Raw genomic sequence first — 20,265 nt, 5'->3', positions numbered from 1 at the left:
TTATGACTGCCGTTTGTTTAGTAAGACATGGAGAGACTGATTGGAATGCCCAAAAGAAGCTTCAAGGCAAATCGGATATTCCGTTAAATGCGACGGGAGAGCGTCAGGCGAAAGAAACAGGAGAGTACTTAAAGGGGTCTGAATGGGATGTCATCGTCTCAAGCCCGATGAAACGGGCCAGAAAAACAGCTGACATTATTAACGGGTTTTTGAATCTTCCCATTGTCGTCATGGAAGATTTCAGAGAACGGAGCTACGGTGATGCGGAAGGAATGTCTTTACCGGAACGGTCGAAGCGCTACCCGGATAAAAACTACCCGAACATGGAGACCGCAGAAGAGCTGACAGACAGAATGCTTGCCGGTTTAGTGAAAGTTCAGGAGCGGTTTCCTGAGCAAAAAGTACTGATCGTCGCTCACGGCGCAGCCATTCACGCCCTCTTGTCCGCCATTTCTGACGGTGATACCGACATACAAAACGCTAAGCTTGTCAATGCGTGCCTGAGCAATATCGAACGAATTGAAAATAAGTGGCGCGTCAAAGATTACAATGTAAGCAGCCACCTATCAGAATCATAACAAAAAGGCCCGAATTCAGTTTTGGGCCTTTTTAGCGAGCATTTTTTTCTGCAGATCATGTAATATGGCGTCCGCACCGTCAATGCTCCGGCGCTCCGTCCATACCGCCCTGTCCGCGCGGTAAACGCGGCCGTTTTTTACGGCAGTCAGCTGTTTCCAAAGGTGATTTTTTTCGAGTTCTTTCTCACCGTCCAGCAGTACGATGTAATCAGGATCGATATGCAAAAGCTGCCCGGGCGTCATTTTGATAGAGTCTGATTTCCCGCCGGAATCCGTCTGGACCGCATATGTAAACCCTGCGAGCGCCAAAAGCCGGGACGTAAAAAACTGATCATCCTTTACGGAAATGCTGCCATTTGCAGCGTCAATTAATAAAATCGTGCCGCCTTCTGCATCCAGCTTTCTTTTGATGTCATTCAGCTTTTCTTCCTGAGCCGACAATTGTTTCTCTATGATGCCCTCTTTACCGACCGCCTTTTCAATGGTAAGGGCAGCATCAACCGCATCCTGATAATCCGCAGCTTCATTTTTCAAAGCGATTGTCGGAGCGATCTTTGTCAGCTCATGGTATATCCCCCTGTGCAGGCTTGAGTCTGCAATGATGAGATCGGGTTTTAACGAAGTGACCTTTTTCAAATCGGGATGTGACGGGGGCCCGACGGACGGACTGCCGTCGTTTCGCTCTTTCCGGTTATCCGCCGCGGCCGCCGGCTTTATGCCGAGGTCATGGAGGGTGTCAATAAAGCCCTCATTCAATACGGCGATGCGCTGCGGGTGCGCAGCCACATGCGCCGTCCCCAGATCGTGCCTGACGGCGGTTTCATGTTCCTGTTCTGAGCATGCCGTTATGAAGAGAACGGATAAGATCATCAGCATACTGAAAATTGGTTTCATCTGTTCCCCCTCTTTCGTTTTTCCGCAATTATATCATTGACAATATAAGTATCAATGATATTCATTATCATTATTTTTATAAAATGGTTTCACAGCTTTTCTCCGTCAAGAAAGCCAAAGACTGATTCATGCCGGCCGCTTTATTTCATTCCGCTTTCGTTTCCATCAGACTTCTGCATTCAACAAAAGGTGACATTTATCCTGTTTTTGCCTCAGCTTCCAAAAATGGAATCAAACCGTTCGACCCAGTAAACAAGAGAGCGTTTGCGGCTGTGTACAAATACTCATGTCCTTCCATCGGTTTTTTCCATTAAAATTTAAATATTTCGGGTTCCTATTAAACGAAAGAGAGATGATATACCTAAATAGAAATAAAACAAACTGAAAAAAATTGGGTCTACTAAAATATTATTCCATACTATACAATTAATCCACAGAATAATCTGTCTATTGGTTATTCTGCAAATGAAAAAAGGAGTGGATAAAGAGTGAGAGGCAAAAAGGTATGGATCAGTTTGCTGTTTGCTTTAGCGTTAATCTTTACGATGGCGTTCGGCAGCACGACTTCTGCCCAGGCTGCAGGGAAATCAAACGGGGAAAAGAAATATATTGTCGGATTTAAGCAGACAATGAGCACGATGAGCGCCGCCAAGAAAAAAGATGTCATTTCTGAAAAAGGCGGGAAAGTGCAAAAGCAATTCAAATATGTAGACGCAGCTTCAGCTACATTAAATGAAAAAGCTGTAAAAGAGCTGAAAAAAGACCCTAGCGTCGCTTACGTTGAAGAAGATCACGTTGCACAAGCGTACGCGCAGTCCGTGCCTTACGGCGTATCACAGATTAAAGCCCCTGCTCTGCACTCTCAAGGCTTCACCGGATCAAATGTTAAAGTAGCGGTTATCGACAGCGGTATCGATTCTTCTCATCCTGATTTAAAGGTAGCAGGCGGAGCCAGCATGGTTCCTTCTGAAACAAATCCTTTCCAAGACAGAAACTCTCACGGAACTCACGTTGCCGGTACAGTTGCAGCTCTTAATAACTCAGTCGGTGTATTAGGCGTTGCGCCAAGCGCATCTCTTTACGCGGTAAAAGTTCTCGGCGCTGACGGTTCCGGCCAGTACAGCTGGATCATTAACGGAATTGAGTGGGCGATCGCAAACAATATGGACGTTATTAACATGAGCCTCGGCGGACCTTCTGGTTCTGCAGCGTTAAAAGCGGCAGTTGACAAAGCCGTTGCTTCCGGCGTCGTAGTGGTTGCGGCAGCCGGTAACGAAGGCACTTCCGGCGGCTCTAGCACAGTGGGCTACCCTGGTAAATACCCTTCTGTCATTGCGGTAGGCGCTGTTAACAGCAGCAACCAAAGAGCATCTTTCTCAAGCGTAGGTTCTGAGCTTGATGTCATGGCACCAGGCGTTTCTATCCAAAGTACGCTTCCTGGAAACAAATACGGCGCGTACAATGGTACGTCAATGGCATCTCCGCACGTTGCCGGAGCGGCTGCTTTGATTCTTTCTAAGCACCCGAACTGGACAAACACTCAAGTCCGCAGCAGTTTAGAAAACACCACTACAAAACTTGGTGATGCTTTCTACTACGGAAAAGGGCTGATCAACGTACAGGCGGCAGCTCAGTAAAACATAAAAAAACCGGCGTCGGCCATGGCCCCGCCGGTTTTTTTATTATTTTTCTTCCTCCGCATGTTCAATCCGCTCCATGATCGATGGGTGGCTCCCTCTGAAAATTTTGACGAGAAACGGCGGGTTGACCCGGCTCAGTCCCGTATCGGCCAAGTCCTGAAACGTCTCAATCGCCGCTTCCCGGTTTCCGGTCAGCTCAATGCCGTAGCGGTCGGCGGCGTTTTCCTGATACCTGGAGACGGCATTCGTAATTTGATCAGAAGCAAAACTGAGAACGGATATGAGCAGCAATAACAGCGGGAGGGCGGCCAGATCTTCAGGCCCCTTTATATGAAGCATTCGGCCGAAGAATTTGGACAGCCGCTTATAAAGCTTGTCAATGATATAGAACCCGGCTAATGACAGCAGCAGATACCCGGCCAGTCCGATGTACACGTGCTTCATCACATAGTGCCCCATCTCATGCCCCATAATGAACAAAATTTCCCGATCCTTCAGTTTGTTAAGCGTCGTATCCCACAAAACGATTCGCTTATTCGAACCGATTCCCGTCACATACGCATTCAGCGCATTCGTTTTCTCCGACATATTGACTTCATAAACATGGCTGGCCGGAATGTCGGCCTTGTCGGCAAGCGACAAAATTTTGCTTTCCAGCTCCTTGTCTTTCAGCGGATAGAAATCATTGTATAAAGGATCAATCACGACCGGCTGCAGGAAAAACAAAAACAGGGTAAACGGCACAGTAAGACACCAAGCGTAAAACCACCATTTTTTTGTATGCTTTGTGATCAGCCAGTAAAACACAAGCACACACACGGCAAACAGCGGAAAACTGATCCAGAAATCAACGACATGGTCTCTTATCCAGCTTGCTGTTGTCTGCGTCGAAATATGATACGCAAGCGAAACCCGATATCCGATCCACTCAAGCGGAAGCGAAGCCGCCGTAACGATGAGTGAAATCACAAATACGAAGCTTACAATTTGCAGCACCCGAAAGCGCACCGCTGCTTCGAGCCAATGCTTTATTTTTTTGGCAAGCCCCGTAATGAGCAGCAGAAAAAATAAAAACCAATCTAACGGCGCTCCGATGAAAAATAAAAAATCTTTTACATTTGAAAAGTTTTCAGCGGCTGCCAGGCGGCCCGGGTCCATAAACGAGGACGGATCGGCTTTCGTTCCCTTTACGGCCTCCGGGACGGCGGAGTCTCCTGTCATAAAGAAATACCAATAGAAAAAAAGGCCGTACAGCACATAGGCAAGCCCCGCTGCCGCTATCCATTTGCGCATGGAAGTCTCCCTCCTTAGCCTTATGACTTACTCCTATTGTAAGCATAAATGCAAATAAATAGAACCAAGCCTCCGAAACGGATGTTAATCTTTTCACAACAGAAAAGAATGGAACAACAGGAAGCGGGAAAGACTAAAAGACGGAGTGATGAATATGAAAAAAATAATCGCGTTTATTGTAGTAATCGCCCTTTTGGTTATTGCTTTCTTCTATGTATACAGCCGGACCGGCGATGTGTTTCCATCAAGCAACGCAGATCTGATTATTCTGTCTGAGCACGGAAAAAAAGAAATCAAAATTAAAGACAGGCAGAATGTAAAAGATATGCTCGATATCTTGAACCAAGGAAAACAAGTCAAACTGACCAAAAGCGTATCTCCCGATTACGACGGAACGGTCAAATACCATGAAGACCGTTTTGATTCATTCAGCATGTGGCTCGAAAGCGGCAATTATATGATGTACAAGTATAAAAACACGTATTACAAACTGACCCGGCATGATACGAAGCTTGTGCAAAGCATCATTAAGGAAGAATCGCAGAGCTGACCGGATCAGCATGTAAAAGCGAAGCCCCCCGGCTTCGCTTTTCGTCCGTCATTTCGGAAGCATGTCCCGGACCGCCCGTCTCAGCAGCTTCCCGGTCGCGTTCTTCGGAATCTCATCAAGAAAAACCACTTCCGCCGGCCGTTTATATTTTGCCAAATGTGTTTCACAGTAATCAAAAACCGCCTGCTCTGTCAGCTCACCGTCCCCAGGCACTATATAAGCATGCACCGCTTCCCCCGTTTTGGCGTCAGGAACGCCGATGACCACGGCTTCTTTAATGCCCTCATGGCTGTAGAGCACTTCTTCTACTTCGCGCGGATAGACGTTGTATCCGCCGACGAGAATCATATCTTTTTTTCTGTCGACGATATAAAAATAACCGTCTTCATCGCGCTTCGCCAAATCACCCGTGTACAGCCAGCCGTCTTTCAGCGCGTGCTCCGTCTCCTCGGGCATCTTGTAATAGCCTTTCATTACATTCGGCCCTTTCACGATCAATTCTCCCACTTGATGGTCGGGCAATTCGCGTCCGAGTGTATCGACGACTTTATTTTCGACATGTAAAATATTCGTCCCGATCGAGCCGGGCTTTCTCCCCCGGTCAAACGGATTAAAACAAGTAACCGGCGACGCTTCAGAAAGTCCGTACCCCTCCAGAATGGTGACGTCAAAGGTTTGTTCAAACGTCTGCAACAGAGCGACCGGCATGGAGGCCCCGCCTGAAATGCACAGTCTGACGGACGCAAAATCCTCCGCCTTGCCGTGCTCGTATTGATACAGATAGTTATACATCGTCGGTACGCCGGCAAAAATGGTTGCCTGACGGCTTTTAATCAGTTTAAACACAGAAGCCGGGCTGAATTGCGACTCGATTAAGACACACGCTCCGCTCATCAGAGGCGCATTCATACAAACGGTTAAACAAAAAACGTGAAACATCGGCAATGCCGCCACAATTTTGTCTTTCTCATTCATTCCTAAGTATCCGGCGACATCATTTGCATTGGAGAAAAGATTCTGATGGGTGAGCATGGCGCCTTTCGGTTTTCCGGTCGTCCCTGAGGTGTATAAAATGACGGCAGTATCATCTTTGGACAATGTCGGATAAGTTCTGCTGCGCTCCGCCGGGCGGAGCATTTTTGCAAACGTTGTCATTTTTAAGCGCAATTGAGGGTCTTCTGTCGATGGAGCGTTCTCTGCTGTCTGGCTGATAATGATATGCTCCAGCAGCGGCAGCGAGCCGTGCAGGCTTTCAAATACGGGAATTAAAAGGTCGATGCCGGCGATCGCTTTGACATCGCCGTTTTTCAACATGTATGCGATTTCTGAAGGTGTATATGCCGGATTAACAGGTATGACGACAATTCCCGCTTTTAACGCGCCGAAAAACGCAATAACAAAATCAGGCGTATTTCCGAGCAGCAGCGCGAGATGATCCCCTTTTTTCAGTCCCCTGTCCTCCAAGCCGTTTGCAAATGCTTTGATTTTACCTGCCAGCTCCTCATACGTCATGTACTGATCTTGAAACAGACAAGCTGGTTTTTCCGGTTTCTGCGATGCCGTTTCTTCCAATTTGGAAACCAGATTCATTTTCCCACCCCTTTAAAAAAGTAATGAATGAATAGTCATTCATTTATCCGGAATAAACGTTCACTTTTATTATAGAAAAATATAGAAAAACACTCAAGGGCAAAAAGCCCCGAGTGCCGTAAAACCGGAAACTATAATTGTTTCAGCGCTTCACTGACCGGCGTGCTGCCCGCTGTCAGATCGAACGCTTTTTCATACGTATTCGGTTCATCAAGGGATGCGATAACGGTCTTGGCGACATCGTCTCTTGAAATGGAGCCTCTTTCTAAATCGGCCGCGGCTTTGATATTTCCCGTGCCGGGATCATTTAATAACCCGCCCGGCCGGATAATCGTATACGTCAGACCGCTCGCTTCAAGAATTTTATCCGCATAATGCTTTGCGGCATAATACGGCTTCAGCGCTTCATTCCAATTGCCGCGGTTATGAGCCTGCAGGGCGCTTACCATAATGAACCGCTTGATGCCGGCTTTCTTTGCCGCTTCTATCGCTTTCGCCGCTCCGTCAAGATCAATCAAAAGCGTCTTATCGTATCCGGTGCTTCCCCCTGATCCGGCGGTAAACACAATCGCGTCACAGCCTTCAGCGGCTTTCGCGATGTCTTCTGTGCTTCCTTCCAAATCTGCAAGAACGGCTTCTGTTCCCGCGGCTTGAAGCGCTTCTTTCTGCTCTTGTTTCCGGACCATCGCCCGCAGCGTATGCGTGCCGTCTTTTTGAAAAAGCCCGGTCAGCCGCTGTCCGATCTGTCCGTTTGCTCCGATGAGAAATACTTTCATCATGATCCCTCCCCATTCATTATGGTTCTATCATTTCACAAAAACGGGCGCTGATTCAAATCATGCGTTCGGCAAATGTTCTAATAAATCAGCTCGAGGAAATCTTCCAGCTCTATTTTGCCGAAATACTGTTTCAGATCGATTCCGGCCAGCGCCTCCTTGATAGCGGTTCTGTCATACTGTTTTCCGGTCAGCGCCTGTTCGACTTCACTCACATCTTTCGCACCGAAGAAATCACCGAAAATTTTGCAGTCCTGAATGATTCCTTTTTTCACTTCAAGACGCAGATCAATCGATCCGACCGGATAACGTTTCGAATGCTGAAGATTAAATGCGGGCGACCTGCCGAAATTCCAGTCCCAGTTTTGATAGCGCTCTTCGGAAATCTTCCGGATCGCTTTCCAGTCTTCATCGGTCAGTTTATATTCCGGCACTTCGGAAAGATCATTTGTATTAAAAATATGGTGAAGCAGATGCTTTTTGAATTCGTCCGCCGTCATTTTGTCATCAAGAAACTCGCTGATGTTGGCGACACGGCTTCTGATTGACTTAATGCCTTTTGATTCGATTTTGTCTTTTTTCACTTTCAAGGCTGACACAACATGATCAATGGCGGAATCCAGCATTAATGTTCCGTGGCTGAAAATACGCCCTTTCGTCGAAAATTGAGCGTTGCCGGAAATTTTTCTGCCGTCCGCGACGATGTCGTTTCGGCCGCTTAATTCAGCTTCTACACCGAGCTGGCGCAGCGCCTGAATAACGGGTTCGGTGAATTTTTTAAAATTGTGAAAGCTGTCGCCGTCATCCTTGGTGATAAAACTGAAATTCAGATTCCCGAGGTCATGGTAAACCGCACCGCCTCCTGACAGCCTGCGGACGACGATAATTCCGTTATCTTCTACGTATTTCGTATTGATTTCTTCTATTGTGTTTTGGTTCTTCCCGATGATAATCGACGGCTGATTGACATAAAACAGCAGGTAAGTCTGTTCAGGGTCGAGATGCTTCACGCAATATTCCTCGATCGCGAGGTTGATCCTCGGATCGGTTATGTTTTGGTTGTCGATAAATAACATGGTGCTCCTCCTTTATTTCTCCCACTTCAATCCGGAAGCGGCGATTGTCACTTCGCCCCCGAACACGGATTCCGCTTCTTCTTTCAGCTTCCGGTGCTCGCCGAAATGAGGCAGATGCGTGAGAATCAGCTCCCCCGCTCCGGCCTCCTTCGCGATACGTCCGGCTTCCAAACTGTTCATATGGCCGGCTGACGTGCCGTCCTGGTCTGCGTAAAAATTGCACTCGCAGATCAGCAGATCGGCATTTTCCGCAAACGGGATAAACGCGTCCTGGTAGCTTGAATCAGCCGTATACACAACAGAAGCTGAACCGTCAGTAATCCGCATCGCATAACAAGTGACCGGATGCACCGTTTTCAGAAAGGTAATGGTGAACGGCCCTGCAGAAAGCGGGCGGTCCGGCTGATAGGCCACTCCCTTTGTATGCGTTTTATATGTAAGACGCTCAAACTGTTCTATATCAGCATCATGCCCGTAAATCGGCAGTGCATGCGTCCCTTTTCCGAGAAAGGAGCCGACCTGTTTGGCAAATTGAAGCGGCCCGATATCAGCGATATGATCATGGTGATAATGGGACAAAATGACGGCATCAAGCTCTTCTGCCGGAACATAGGCAAATAGCTTTGATAATACGGCGCTTCCGCAATCGACGAGCAGAGAATAGCCGCCGGACTGAAACAGATAGCCTGAAGTTGCTTCGTTTGCGGCCGGATATCCGCCGCAGCATCCAATGACTGTAACTTTCATATAATCCTCCGAATGTTTATGATAAAAAGATCCTTTCCTCCAATATACCTATTTTTCGTACAAATTGCATGTTTTAAACATTGTGCCAAAACAGCCGTTGATTTTCCAAAACTGTTATAATACAATGTAGAGACAAAATAATGAAAGAGGGATGGGTATGTTGGAAAAGATGTCGGATTTTTTCAGAAATTTACCCGGTAAGAAATGCGAAGAATGCGGAAATGAGATTGTTGAGCAGTATGAGTGTCACATTAATCTGTGCAATGACTGCTTGAAAATTAAGGATATGTGACAATAGGGCGCCGCACAATTCTAAGTTGTGCGGCGCCCGTTTTTTCGGCCGTCATCATACTTTCTGAATAGGGCGTTATTCACCATTATTAGCAATTATCTGTACGTTTTAAAAGATTCAGTATTTTCAATCTATATTTTTCTATAGACGGATTGTTTTCTTTTCTATTATAATTTGTTCTAATAGCTATCTTTTTAGATACTTATTGCACTTTTTTCTTCGGGAGGTAATCTATGAAAAAATTACGCTTTGGACTAGCGACGCAAATCTTCGTCGGACTCATACTAGGGGTTGTAGTCGGTGTCATCTGGTACGGCAATCCCGCCATTCCAACATATTTACAGCCTATCGGCGATTTGTTTTTACGCTTAATCAAAATGATAGTGATTCCAATTGTCGTCTCCAGCTTAATCATCGGCGTTGCCGGTGCGGGAAGCGGAAAACAAGTCGGAAAATTAGGCTTCAAAACGATTTTGTATTTTGAGATCATTACCACTTTTGCCATTATTCTCGGGCTGGCTTTGGCGAATCTGTTTCATCCGGGAACAGGCGTTAATATACATGAAGCTCAAAAGACAGATATCAGTCAATATGTTGAAACAGAAAAAGAACAAAATAACAAATCTATCGCAGACACATTCCTGCATATCGTACCGACAAACTTCTTCCAATCATTAGCCGAAGGAGATCTGCTTGCCATCATCTGCTTTACCGTGCTGTTTGCACTCGGCATCTCGGCAATCGGTGAAAAAGGAAAGCCTGTCTTGGCCTTCTTTGAAGGTGTTTCTCATGCGATGTTCCATGTTGTGAACCTCGTCATGAAAGTTGCGCCGTTTGGTGTTTTTGCATTGATTGGTGTTACCGTTTCCAAATTTGGGCTCAGTTCCCTGCTTTCACTCGGTAAACTGGTCGGTTTAGTATATGTAGCTTTGGCTTTCTTTCTCATTGTTGTATTCGGAATCGTCGGAAAGCTTGCCGGAGTAAACATTTTCAAATTCCTCGCCTATATGAAGGATGAAATTTTATTAGCGTTCAGTACGTCAAGCTCCGAAACCGTACTCCCCCGCGTTATGGAAAAAATGGAGAAAATCGGCTGTCCGAAAGGTATTGTTTCCTTTGTTGTGCCGATCGGATATACCTTTAACTTAGACGGATCTGTGCTGTACCAATCAATCGCCGCTTTATTCCTCGCTCAGGTATACCACATTGACTTGTCCATTTGGCAGCAGATTACCCTTGTGCTTGTCTTGATGGTCACTTCCAAAGGAATGGCTGCCGTGCCCGGGACTTCTTTCGTCGTCCTGCTTGCGACATTAGGCGCATTCAACATTCCTGCAGAAGGCCTTGCATTCATCGCCGGTGTTGACCGGATTATGGACATGGCCCGTACGGTCGTCAATCTGACCGGAAACGCGCTGGCATCCGTTGTGATGTCAAAATGGGAAGGCCAGTATGATCCCGTTAAAGGCGCGAAGGTCATGAGCCTCGCCAAAACAGAACAAAACACAACCATCTCAGGTTAAAATGAAAACCCTGCACGGAATGATTTCCGCGCAGGGTTTTTTATGCCATCGGCGATAGAACGTACCGGTGCAAAAGCTTCGCCGTATTAAGAAGCGATAACTCATGCGTGCGTTCAAAAGCGTGTGAAGCGTCAATTCCCGGGCCGATCAGCCCGTGAACGATGTCATGGCCCGAACGGATGGCTGCTGAGGCATCAGAACCGTAATACGGATAAATATCAAGCTGGTAATCAATGCCATAGCGCTCCGCAAGCCCGGCCAGATGTTTTCTGAGCTGATAATGGTACGGGCCGCTCGCATCCTTCACGCAAATGGAGACGGTATATTCATCCGTAGACTGGCCGTCGCCGATCGCTCCCATATCAACAGCCAAGTATTCGACGGTCTCAGGAGGAATGTTGGAATTGCCGCCGTAGCCGATTTCTTCATTATTAGAAATCAGAAAATGCGTCGTATACGGAAGTTCGATTTTCTCTTCCGTGATGCGGCGGATTAAATTCAAGAGCAGAGCCACGCTCGCTTTGTCATCAAGATGCCTAGACTTAATAAAGCCGCTCGGCGTAATCTGCACACGCGGGTCAAATGAGATGAAATCGCCGACCCTGATGCCGAGATCAGACGTCTCTTCCTTCGTCCGGACAGGCTCATCAAGGCGGACTTCCATATTCTCCTGATTCCGCTCTGCCTTGCCGGCGTCCTTGTAGACGTGCACTGAAGTCTGATGCATTAAGATGGTGCCTGTATAGGTTTTGCCGGAAGAAGTTTGGATCTCGCAATATTCCCCTTCAATCGAGTTATATCGGAAGCCGCCGATCAAGTCAATCTTCAGCCGGCCGTCCGCCTTTATCTCCTTTACCATCGCGCCGAGCGTATCGACATGCGCCGTCAGCAATCTGTGTTTCTTGTCATCACGGCCGGGAATTGTGACAAAAAGACCGCCTTTGCGGCTTCTGTAAGAGGAGACGCCCCATTCTTTTAAAAGACTTTCTGTATAGGCGATAACCTCGTATGTATTACCCGTCGGACTCGGAATCGACACCAATTCTTTAATCAGTTCCATCGTATGTTTCATATTTTCCACAGGTCATTCCTCCTATCAATTTTATTCTTCTTAAAATATACTCTTTTGATCCACAACCCGTCCAATCTTTTCCTTCTCTTTTTTCATAGAATGAAGGGAGCATGAGCATAGGAGGGAAATGTATGATCAGCCGTAAACCGCACAAGCGGAAAAGATTTCATAATGATTGGTTTGAGGATTGGTTTGAGGATGATTGGTCTGGTGCAGCCTTCTGGGGCTGTAAAAAAGAAAAAGATCACTGTAAAAAGAAAAAAGAAGACCCTTGTAAAAAGAAGAAAGACAAAAAGAAGAAAGACAAAAAGAAGCATCATCATTCATGCTGCCGCTGCCGTCATTGGTAATCGTTCACACAAGCCCGTTTTACAAATAGATTCTCATGCTCCCCAAACAGCGGATGCTGCTTGGGTTTTTTTATTAAAATTAGTACCAAGTAATAATATCAGGTGTTATAATCTGATATAAAGGAGTGATTTTTTCATGTCAAAATCTAAAATTACAGCAATCGGTACATATGCTCCGGCACGCCGATTAACAAACGCGGATTTGGAGCGCATCGTCGATACATCTGATGAATGGATCGTCCAGCGCACCGGTATGAAGGAAAGACGCATTGCCGGCGAACATGAATTCACATCGGATTTGTGTGTGGAAGCGGTGAAAAACCTTGCAGAACGATACAGCGGAACTCTTGATGATGTCGATATGATCCTTGTCGCCACAACGACGGCGGACTATGCGTTTCCAAGCACCGCGGCACGCGTGCAGGCTTACTTCGGCTGGCCGCACACAGGGGCGCTTGATATTAACGCCACATGCGCCGGACTCACTTACGGCCTTCAGCTCGCAGACGCATTAATTACTGCCGGTTCCCATCAAAAAGTGATTGTCATTGCCGGTGAAACATTATCAAAGGTAACAGATTATACTGACCGGACGACCTGCGTTCTTTTCGGAGACGCTGCAGGCGCCCTATTGGTGGAACGCGATGAATCAGCGCCGGGCTTTTTGGCAGCCGTGCAAGGAACAGCGGGAGGAAGTGCGGACGTGCTGTATCGCACGGGACTGAGCGCAGAATTAAACGGCGAGCCGCTTAAAGGCGGAGGAAACATGGTGCAAAACGGGCGCGAAGTATATAAATGGGCGGCCAGAACCGTGCCTGAGGAATGCAATGCCCTTTTAGAAAAAGCCGGCTTTTCAAAAGACGATCTGGATTGGTTCGTTCCTCACAGCGCCAACATGCGGATGATCGAATCCATCTGCGAAAAACTGCCCTTCCCGCTTGAACGGACATTGACAAGCGTTGAATATTACGGCAACACCTCATCGGTTTCTATTATTCTCGCTTTGGATGAAGCTGTGAAAGCAAAAAAACTGTCGGAAGGCCAGACGCTGGTATTATTCGGGTTCGGCGGCGGATTGACGTATACCGGACTGTTGGTGAGATGGGGATTTTAATGGTACGACGATCGAAATCTAAAAAAAGAGGCCCTGAGCATCTGCTCAGAGCCTCTTTTTCTTATGCTGTTATTTCTTCTTCCGTTTTGTGTTCTTTTTTGCTTTGCACCGTAAAATACACGATGGTCAGCGCGATCATGACAACGGCGATGCCCAACAGAATGGATGCCTGCTGCCACATATAGCCGTAATCGCCATTTGAAATGACGGCGCGGAACCCGTTGATGCTGTAAGTCATCGGCAGTGCCCCGTGAATCACTTGATAGAATCCCGGCAGGAGTTCAAGCGGGAAGGTTCCTCCGCTTGCCCCGAGCTGGAGCACCAGAATGATGACAGCGATAAAGCGTCCCGGATTTCCCATCGTTGTCGCCAATAATTGAATCATGGACAGGAACGCGATGCTGGTAATCATCGTAAAGAGATAGAATCTCCAAGTGCTCTCCACATCAAGCCCGATTCCTTTTAACAGAACCGTGGCGACAATAACGGATTGAATCAGTCCGACGAGCAGAATGACGCTGAATTTGCTGAGGAACCATTCAAAACCGTTTCTCGGACGCCCTGAAGCTTCACTCAGAGGGAATACGACCGTCAGCATCAATCCGCCGACATACAAGCCCATAGAGAGAATATAAGGCGTCAGTCCGGTACCGTAGTTAGGCACGGAATGAATCGCGTTATCGTCCGTTTTTACCGGATCGGCAAACATGCTGTACGTTTTGTCATCTGTCTTAATATCCCCGGTTTGATCAGCCGCATCTTTCAGCTGGCTGGACAATTGTCCGGTGCCGTCTAAAAGCTTGCTTAAACCGGTGCCGAGAGACGCTTGACCCTGCTCAATTTTGGACGAGCCATCATGGATTTTGTTTTGCGCGTCCAGCAGTTTCGTTAAGCCGCCAGACACCTGGCCGCTCCCTGACACTAACGCTTCTGATCCTGATTTGAGCTGTCCGAACTTGCTGTTGTATTCGCCGATACCGGCCGTCAATTTGTTTTGGCTTTCAAAGACGGTCTGCGCTCCGCTGTACAATTTATCAGTTCCGGCCGTCAGCTGGTTAATCGCGTCTTGTACCGCCGCCGCGCCGTTATACAGTTTCGATGTGGACTGAGGCAGTGCTTTCAGCTGATCAGCCTTCGCTTTTACATCTGCCAGCGCGCTTTTTATGACTGACATATCCGGAAGCTGGATATCTCCGCCGGACGGAAGCTGGCTGACGATATTGTCTAAATCCGGAAGGTCGGCCTTCGGAAGCTTCTCATTCAGAAGCTGAACAAGTTTCGCTTTTTGCTCATCCGTTAAGAAATCACTGTCCTTAATCACCTTTTTGACCGCGTCATCCCGGGCATCCAGGCTGTTTTTCAGATCAGAAAGCTTTTTCTTAAACTGCTGCAATTCCTTTTCAGTCTGCTCAAGCTCGCCAACCGCTTTTTCAATATCTGAGAGGTTGACTGAATTGATCGCATCTTCAAATGCCGCCGCTTTTTGCGACACTTCCTGCGCCTTGCTGTTTAACGCGCTTAATCCATTCGTTAAATCCGGAAGCTTTTGCTGGAGCTGCTTTTGTGCGTCAAGGCTCGTTTTCAGCCCGCTGGCCACTTGGCCTCCTCCTGAAGCAATCTGTCCTGATTTATCTTGAATTTCGGCGCTTGCGCTCTGAAGTTTTGCGATAGAGCTGTCAAGCGTTTGAATTCCGCTTGTCACTTTCGCCGCTCCGTCTGCAAGCTGCTGCGTTTTATCGCCGATGGTGGCGGTGCTTTCAGTAAGCTTCGCTAAATTTTCCTTCAGCTTGGCGCTGCCGTCTTTCGCGTTTTTCGTGCCGTCGTCTATTTTCTTGGCGCCGCTGCTGGCTTTGCCGAGTCCTTTGGCAATATCTTTAAAATTGTCAAAAATGACTTTTGCGTATTGCTCCGTCACTTCTTTCGACACGGAGGCTTTCAGCTTGTCGATCGCCTTTTCGCCGATTGTCGCGCCGACATAGTTTGATCCGGCATTCGTATGATATTTCAGATCCAGCTTCTTCGGATTTTTATCCATTACCGTGCTGGCGTTTTTAGAAAAATCTTCAGGAATCTCGACCAATAAATAATATTTAGCATTTAATAAGTCCTTTAACGATTGATCAAGATCGTTTGAAAAATGCCAATCAAAATTATCATTTTTCTTTAACTCTTTCACAAGATCGTCACCGATCTGAAGATGTTTCCCTTCGTAGTCCGCCCCTTTATCCTGGTTGACAACGACAACCGGCAGCTGATCCACCGTGCCGTACGGGTCCCAGTACGCCTTCAAAAACACTCCGCTGTAGATCAGCGGAACGAATAATATGGCAATGATGGGGATTAACAGTTTCTTGTTCGTTACAATGTCTTTCCACTGGCTTTTTATTGTATTCAACCCTGTTGCCTCCTTCCGCAAACTGACTCATTTGACAAAACGGTCACGGCACCTAAAAAGTGAAGGATCATCTATTATTTAGATAATCCTTGACCAACATACATTTCCAGCAATTCGGCGATCGTCTCTTTTTCAAGAGGCGGATGGTTTTTTTCCCAGTCAAATATCAGCGCGATGTAGAGCTTGAGCATCACAAAAGCGGTCAGTTCCGGATCACACGGTTTAATGCTTCCGTTTTCAATGGCTGTTTCTATCTTTTCTTTAATGTATGACAGAATGGCCCGCTCCATTTTCGCAATGACATCCTGAACGGCTATTGTACCAATCTCAGCGTTCTCCTGAAAAATTTTAATAGTCAGCTGGTGTGTTTTTCTGAATTCCAAAATCGCGATAAGCGCCCGGTGAACATTTTCGTGAAATGAAAGCTCCGGTTTCATCGCTTCGTCTGCGTGTTCCTTCATTTCTCTTAAAATAGTGGTGAAAATATCATCAAACAGTTCTTCTTTGTTTTTGAAAAACGTGTAGATGGTTCCCTTCCCCACATTTGCAAGCTTTGCCACCAGATCCATTGTCGTTGCTTTGTAGCCGAATTGTGTAAAAGACTTCGTTGCCGCTTCCAGAATGAGCTTTTTCCGATCGACGGACATGTTTCCCACCTCGTTAAATTGACCGTTTGAACGTTTTAGTCATTTTGTACATAAGATAACTTATCACAGTCGCAGAGAAGATTCAAATGTTTTTTCTCTTTATTGGTGTTCCCTTTACAGAACGGGAACATGCAAAAAAACCTCCGTTTTACGATAACGGAGGCTGGTACGTTTCAAATAAATAAGCCAGTGAATCATATACGGCGGCTTTTCCCTGGTCGATACAGTCGGGGATGCCCACCCCTTCGAAAGACGCGCCCGTCGCGTATACGCCCGGATAGGAAGCTTTCAGCGCATCTCTGAACTCTTTGATGCGCTCCTTATGGCCGACATGGTATTGCGGCATGCTTTCGTTCCAGCGGGTCACACAGGTCATTTCCGGTTCGCCATTTATTTTCATTACTTTTTTCAAATCTTCCATTACGATTTTAATGATCTCGTTATCTGAAAGATCTACGATGGATTCATCTCCGGCCTTTCCGACGTACGCCCTGAGAAGCGTTTTGCCCTCCGGCGCCGCGTGCGGCCATTTTTTATTCGTCCATGTGCAGGCCGTGATGGAGAAATCACTGTTTCTTGAGATAACGAATCCCGTACCTTCATGCTCCATCTTGACGGCTCCCTCAGGAAAACCTAAGGCGACGTTGGCAACGGACGTAGAATGCATGTCTTTGAGACATGAAACCGCCGGCAGATCAGAAAGCATTTTCGCCGCGGCTTTATGCGGGGCTGTCACTATGCATCCTTCCGCATAGAGCACTTTGCCGTTATCAAGCGTCACTGAATATCCTTTCTCCTCGCGGCCGATATGGGTGACTTTCGTTCCTTTCATCACCTTTGTCAGCGTAAGCTGCTTTTCCAGCTCCTCCACCAACGTTTGAAGCCCTGTCGTCAGTGTTAAAAACTGGCCCTGCTTTTTGGCCGTCAGCTGCTGTCCCGAAGGCTGCGGACGTGATTTTTTCATACCGAGAATCAGGCTTCTGTGCTTTTGCTCAGTCTGATAGAATTGCGGAAACGTGGACATGAGGCTCAGCTTATCAATATCTCCGGCATAAATCCCTGATAATAGCGGTTCTATTAAATTCTCAACGACTTCGTCACCGACGCGTCTGCGGAAAAATTCACCCAGAGACTGATCTTCCTTCGGTTTGCTCGCAGGCAGGACAAAGTCAAGCGCCGCCCGCGCTTTTCCGGGAACAGAAAATAAACCGGTGGAGATGAACGGAGCGATTTTGGTCGGAATGCCCATCACCGCGCCCTTCGGCATCGGATGAAGCGTCTCATTGACGAGCACGTAAGACTGGCCGGTCGCATTGTTGACGAGCAGATGCTCAAGCCCCAAATCCTTAACGAGCTGCGGCGCGCTTTTTTTCCTTTCCAAAAAAGAATCCGGCCCCCGCTCAATGATGTAGCCGTCTTTATGCGCCGTCTGAATTTTGCCGCCCGCTCTCGGTCCCGCTTCGATCAGGGTGACCTCAAGCGGCAGCTGTTTTTCCTTGATTTCTTTTTCCATGTAGAAGGCGGCGGCTAATCCCGTTATGCCGCCGCCGATGATGACCAGATGTTTTTTATCGCCACTCATTTTTATCGCCTTCTTTACCGTTTAATTCTACTTGTCCAGCTCTTTCAGCACGACCGCTGCAAGCGCGTCGATAAATTCAGGCTGTGCGTTCGGCATGGCCGGACGATAGTAGCTTGCGCCGACTTCTTCGGTCACAGCTTTGCATTCATAATCATTATCGTAAAGCACCTCTAAATGATCGGCAACGAAGCCTGCGGGCACGTATACAAATGCTTTATAAGGATGCTTTTGATACAGCTCGCGCGTGAGATCCTGCACATCCGGCCCGAGCCACGGATCAGGGGTGTTCCCTTCGCTTTGCCAGCCGACTGCGTAATCGGTAATTCCGGCGCCTTCGGCAATCAGTTTTGCGGATTCCTCCAGCTGGTCAGGATACGGATCGCCGTATTCTTTAATTTTTTCAGGAAGGCTGTGCGCTGAGACGATCAGCATCGCGTCATCCCGTTCTTCTTTCGGCATTGATTCATACGTTTTCTTCACCTGGCCGACCCAATAATCAACGAATTTCGGTTCATCATACCAGCTTTCAACAGACTTGATGGTCAAGCCGCCGAGCTTCTCCGCTTCTTCTTTCGCGCGTTTGTTGTATGACTGGACGCTGAATGTTGAAAAATGAGGGGCGAGCACAAGGCTGACAGCTTCTGTAATGCCGTCTTTATGCATGTCCGCCACCGCGTCTTCAATAAACGGTTCAATATGTTTTAATCCGATGTACACTTTGAATGTTACGTCGTCCTGGATTTCATTTAAACGCTGTGCGAGCTTCTCCGCCTGCTCCTGCGTAATTTTTGCCAGCGGCGAAATGCCTCCGATCGCTTCATATCTGTCTTTTAAGTCTTGAAGCATGTGCGGCTCAGGCTTTCTTCCGCGTCTGATATGTGTATAATAACGTTCTATGTCTTCTTCTTTGTAAGGCGTTCCGTAAGCCATGACGAGAAGTCCCATTTTCTTTTTGCTGCTCATTTAGTTAAACACCTCTTTTGATGGTCTGTCTACCTTGATTTTGACAGGAAAATCTTCTTATAACCAACGATCTGCTCAGGAAGATTGTTCCGTTTTTTGGGCCGCGGAGTATTCATGTACAAACGCCGTCAGCTTTTTCAGCGTTGCCGGATTGACATCAGGGAATACGCCGTGCCCTAAATTGAAAATAAACCCGTCCGTTTTCATGCCTTGATCAAGTATCGCTTTCGCTTTTTTCTCGATGACTTCCCAAGGCGCAAGAAGAAGCGACGGATCAAGATTGCCCTGAACCGTTTTTGTAATGCCTTGTTTTCTGGCGTCATCTATGCCGAGTCTCCAATCAAGACCGACGACATCAAGAGGAAGGTCATGCCAATCCCCGGCCAGGTGGCTTGCGCCTACGCCGAACATGATCAGCGGGACTTGCTCTGCTGAAAGCTCCCGGAATATTCTGTCCATCACCGGTTTTATAAACTGCCGGTAATCTTCGCGGTTCAGCGCGCCGACCCATGAATCAAAAATCTGAATGGCTTTTGCGCCGGCATTAATCTGCGCTTTTACATAAACGATAATCATGTCCGCCAGCTTGTCCATCAGCATTTGCCACGCTTGCGGCATACTGTGCATAAACGCTTTTGTTTTGTTGTAATTTTTAGAAGGTCCGCCTTCAATCATATAACTGGCCAGCGTAAAAGGCGCTCCCGAAAAACCGATGAGCGGAACATTCAGCTGTTCGTTTACGAGTAATCGGATCGTTTCCAGCACATAAGGAACATCCTGTTCGGGATTCAGTTCGCCGAGCTTTTCAATATCCGCAGCAGAGCGCACCGGCTGATCGATCACCGGGCCGATTCCGTTTTTTATTTCAACATCCACTCCGATATAAGGAAGAGGCGTCATAATATCTTTATATAAAATGGCAGCGTCCACTCCGTACTGCTCGACCGGGAGCCTCGTCACATACGCGCACAGCTCGGGCTGATGCGTAATTTCGACTAAGCCGTACTTTTCTTTCAGCTTGCGGTATTCCGGCTGAGACCTCCCCGCCTGTCTCATGTACCAGACAGGGACGTGATTTGTTTTTTCTCCCCGTGCCGCTTTTAAAAACGTATCATTAAACGCTTCTCGTTTACTCATCTGAATTTCCACCTTTCCTCCTGCAACCATACGTTCGTGTTCTTCG

General features: G+C 47.3%; 19 protein-coding genes. 7 read left to right on the top strand and 12 right to left on the bottom strand.

Annotated elements, in window-relative coordinates:
* Positions 1 to 2 precede the first annotated feature (2 nt).
* Positions 3 to 578, top strand: coding sequence for a histidine phosphatase family protein (locus tag G4O42_RS05225; protein WP_007610462.1), 576 nt, complete (start codon positions 3 to 5; stop codon positions 576 to 578).
* A 15-nt stretch (positions 579 to 593) separates the two neighbouring features.
* On the opposite strand, the gene G4O42_RS05220 is transcribed toward G4O42_RS05225, so the two are convergent.
* Positions 594 to 1,472, bottom strand: a complete 879-nt coding sequence (locus tag G4O42_RS05220; RefSeq protein ID WP_032874372.1) for an ABC transporter substrate-binding protein — start codon at positions 1,470 to 1,472, stop codon at positions 594 to 596.
* 488 nt (positions 1,473 to 1,960) lie between these two features.
* Between G4O42_RS05220 and G4O42_RS05210 the strand changes: the two genes are divergently transcribed.
* Positions 1,961 to 3,109, top strand: a complete 1,149-nt coding sequence (locus G4O42_RS05210) for a S8 family peptidase (RefSeq protein ID WP_032874368.1) — start codon at positions 1,961 to 1,963, stop codon at positions 3,107 to 3,109.
* A 45-nt stretch (positions 3,110 to 3,154) separates the two neighbouring features.
* On the opposite strand, the gene G4O42_RS05205 is transcribed toward G4O42_RS05210, so the two are convergent.
* Positions 3,155 to 4,405, bottom strand: a complete 1,251-nt coding sequence (locus G4O42_RS05205; protein ID WP_032874363.1) for a M48 family metallopeptidase — start codon at positions 4,403 to 4,405, stop codon at positions 3,155 to 3,157.
* Positions 4,406 to 4,559: 154 nt separating this feature from the next.
* Here G4O42_RS05205 and G4O42_RS05200 point away from each other — a divergent pair, with 154 nt between their 5' ends.
* Positions 4,560 to 4,955: a YhfM domain-containing protein gene (locus G4O42_RS05200; protein ID WP_003155199.1), complete on the top strand. Its 396-nt coding sequence runs from the start codon at positions 4,560 to 4,562 to the stop codon at positions 4,953 to 4,955.
* Positions 4,956 to 5,003: 48 nt separating this feature from the next.
* On the opposite strand, the gene G4O42_RS05195 is transcribed toward G4O42_RS05200, so the two are convergent.
* The 4 genes from G4O42_RS05195 to G4O42_RS05180 form a co-directional block, all read right to left on the bottom strand.
* On the bottom strand, positions 5,004 to 6,545 hold the full coding sequence (locus tag G4O42_RS05195; RefSeq protein WP_032874361.1) for a fatty acid--CoA ligase family protein: 1,542 nt from the start codon (positions 6,543 to 6,545) through the stop codon (positions 5,004 to 5,006).
* A 131-nt stretch (positions 6,546 to 6,676) separates the two neighbouring features.
* Positions 6,677 to 7,321, bottom strand: a complete 645-nt coding sequence (locus G4O42_RS05190; RefSeq protein WP_032874359.1) for an SDR family oxidoreductase — start codon at positions 7,319 to 7,321, stop codon at positions 6,677 to 6,679.
* A gap of 80 nt (positions 7,322 to 7,401) precedes the next feature.
* Positions 7,402 to 8,397 carry a lipoate--protein ligase gene (gene lplA, locus G4O42_RS05185; RefSeq protein ID WP_007409204.1) on the bottom strand — a complete coding sequence of 332 codons (996 nt, stop codon included), beginning with the start codon at positions 8,395 to 8,397 and terminating at the stop codon, positions 7,402 to 7,404.
* A 12-nt stretch (positions 8,398 to 8,409) separates the two neighbouring features.
* Positions 8,410 to 9,144, bottom strand: a complete 735-nt coding sequence (locus G4O42_RS05180) for an MBL fold metallo-hydrolase (protein ID WP_032874357.1) — start codon at positions 9,142 to 9,144, stop codon at positions 8,410 to 8,412.
* Between the two features lie 151 nt (positions 9,145 to 9,295).
* Between G4O42_RS05180 and yhfH the strand changes: the two genes are divergently transcribed.
* The gene (yhfH, locus tag G4O42_RS05175; RefSeq protein WP_012117221.1) at positions 9,296 to 9,436 is read left to right on the top strand and encodes a protein YhfH; all 141 of its coding nucleotides are present in this window, start codon (positions 9,296 to 9,298) and stop codon (positions 9,434 to 9,436) included.
* Positions 9,437 to 9,669: 233 nt separating this feature from the next.
* Positions 9,670 to 10,959, top strand: coding sequence for a glutamate/proton symporter GltT (locus tag G4O42_RS05170; RefSeq protein WP_003155211.1), 1,290 nt, complete (start codon positions 9,670 to 9,672; stop codon positions 10,957 to 10,959).
* A 40-nt stretch (positions 10,960 to 10,999) separates the two neighbouring features.
* Here the strand turns inward: G4O42_RS05170 and G4O42_RS05165 are convergent, their stop codons facing one another.
* Positions 11,000 to 12,031, bottom strand: a complete 1,032-nt coding sequence (locus tag G4O42_RS05165) for a M42 family metallopeptidase (protein WP_228549691.1) — start codon at positions 12,029 to 12,031, stop codon at positions 11,000 to 11,002.
* A gap of 131 nt (positions 12,032 to 12,162) precedes the next feature.
* Here G4O42_RS05165 and G4O42_RS20160 point away from each other — a divergent pair, with 131 nt between their 5' ends.
* Entirely contained in the window at positions 12,163 to 12,381 is a 219-nt protein-coding gene (locus G4O42_RS20160) for a hypothetical protein (RefSeq protein WP_032874353.1), read from the top strand.
* Positions 12,382 to 12,517: 136 nt separating this feature from the next.
* Positions 12,518 to 13,495, top strand: a complete 978-nt coding sequence (fabHB, locus tag G4O42_RS05155) for a beta-ketoacyl-ACP synthase III FabHB (protein WP_003155217.1) — start codon at positions 12,518 to 12,520, stop codon at positions 13,493 to 13,495.
* A gap of 61 nt (positions 13,496 to 13,556) precedes the next feature.
* On the opposite strand, the gene G4O42_RS05150 is transcribed toward fabHB, so the two are convergent.
* The 5 genes from G4O42_RS05150 to hemE form a co-directional block, all read right to left on the bottom strand.
* Positions 13,557 to 15,890, bottom strand: a complete 2,334-nt coding sequence (locus G4O42_RS05150) for a YhgE/Pip domain-containing protein (RefSeq protein WP_014304734.1) — start codon at positions 15,888 to 15,890, stop codon at positions 13,557 to 13,559.
* A gap of 74 nt (positions 15,891 to 15,964) precedes the next feature.
* A complete protein-coding gene (locus G4O42_RS05145; RefSeq protein WP_032874350.1) occupies positions 15,965 to 16,537 on the bottom strand; it encodes a TetR/AcrR family transcriptional regulator in 573 nt (190 codons plus the stop codon).
* A gap of 148 nt (positions 16,538 to 16,685) precedes the next feature.
* Positions 16,686 to 18,119 carry a protoporphyrinogen oxidase gene (gene hemY / locus G4O42_RS05140; protein WP_003155220.1) on the bottom strand — a complete coding sequence of 478 codons (1,434 nt, stop codon included), beginning with the start codon at positions 18,117 to 18,119 and terminating at the stop codon, positions 16,686 to 16,688.
* Between the two features lie 27 nt (positions 18,120 to 18,146).
* A complete protein-coding gene (hemH, locus tag G4O42_RS05135; RefSeq protein WP_003155221.1) occupies positions 18,147 to 19,082 on the bottom strand; it encodes a ferrochelatase in 936 nt (311 codons plus the stop codon).
* 75 nt (positions 19,083 to 19,157) lie between these two features.
* On the bottom strand, positions 19,158 to 20,219 hold the full coding sequence (gene hemE / locus G4O42_RS05130; protein ID WP_032875175.1) for a uroporphyrinogen decarboxylase: 1,062 nt from the start codon (positions 20,217 to 20,219) through the stop codon (positions 19,158 to 19,160).
* Between the last annotated feature and the right edge of the window lie 46 nt (positions 20,220 to 20,265).

The organism is Bacillus sp. LUNF1, assembly GCF_011008975.1.
Taxonomy (GTDB): Bacteria; Bacillota; Bacilli; order Bacillales; family Bacillaceae; genus Bacillus; species Bacillus velezensis.
This window is presented reverse-complemented; position numbering and strand designations above follow the sequence as displayed.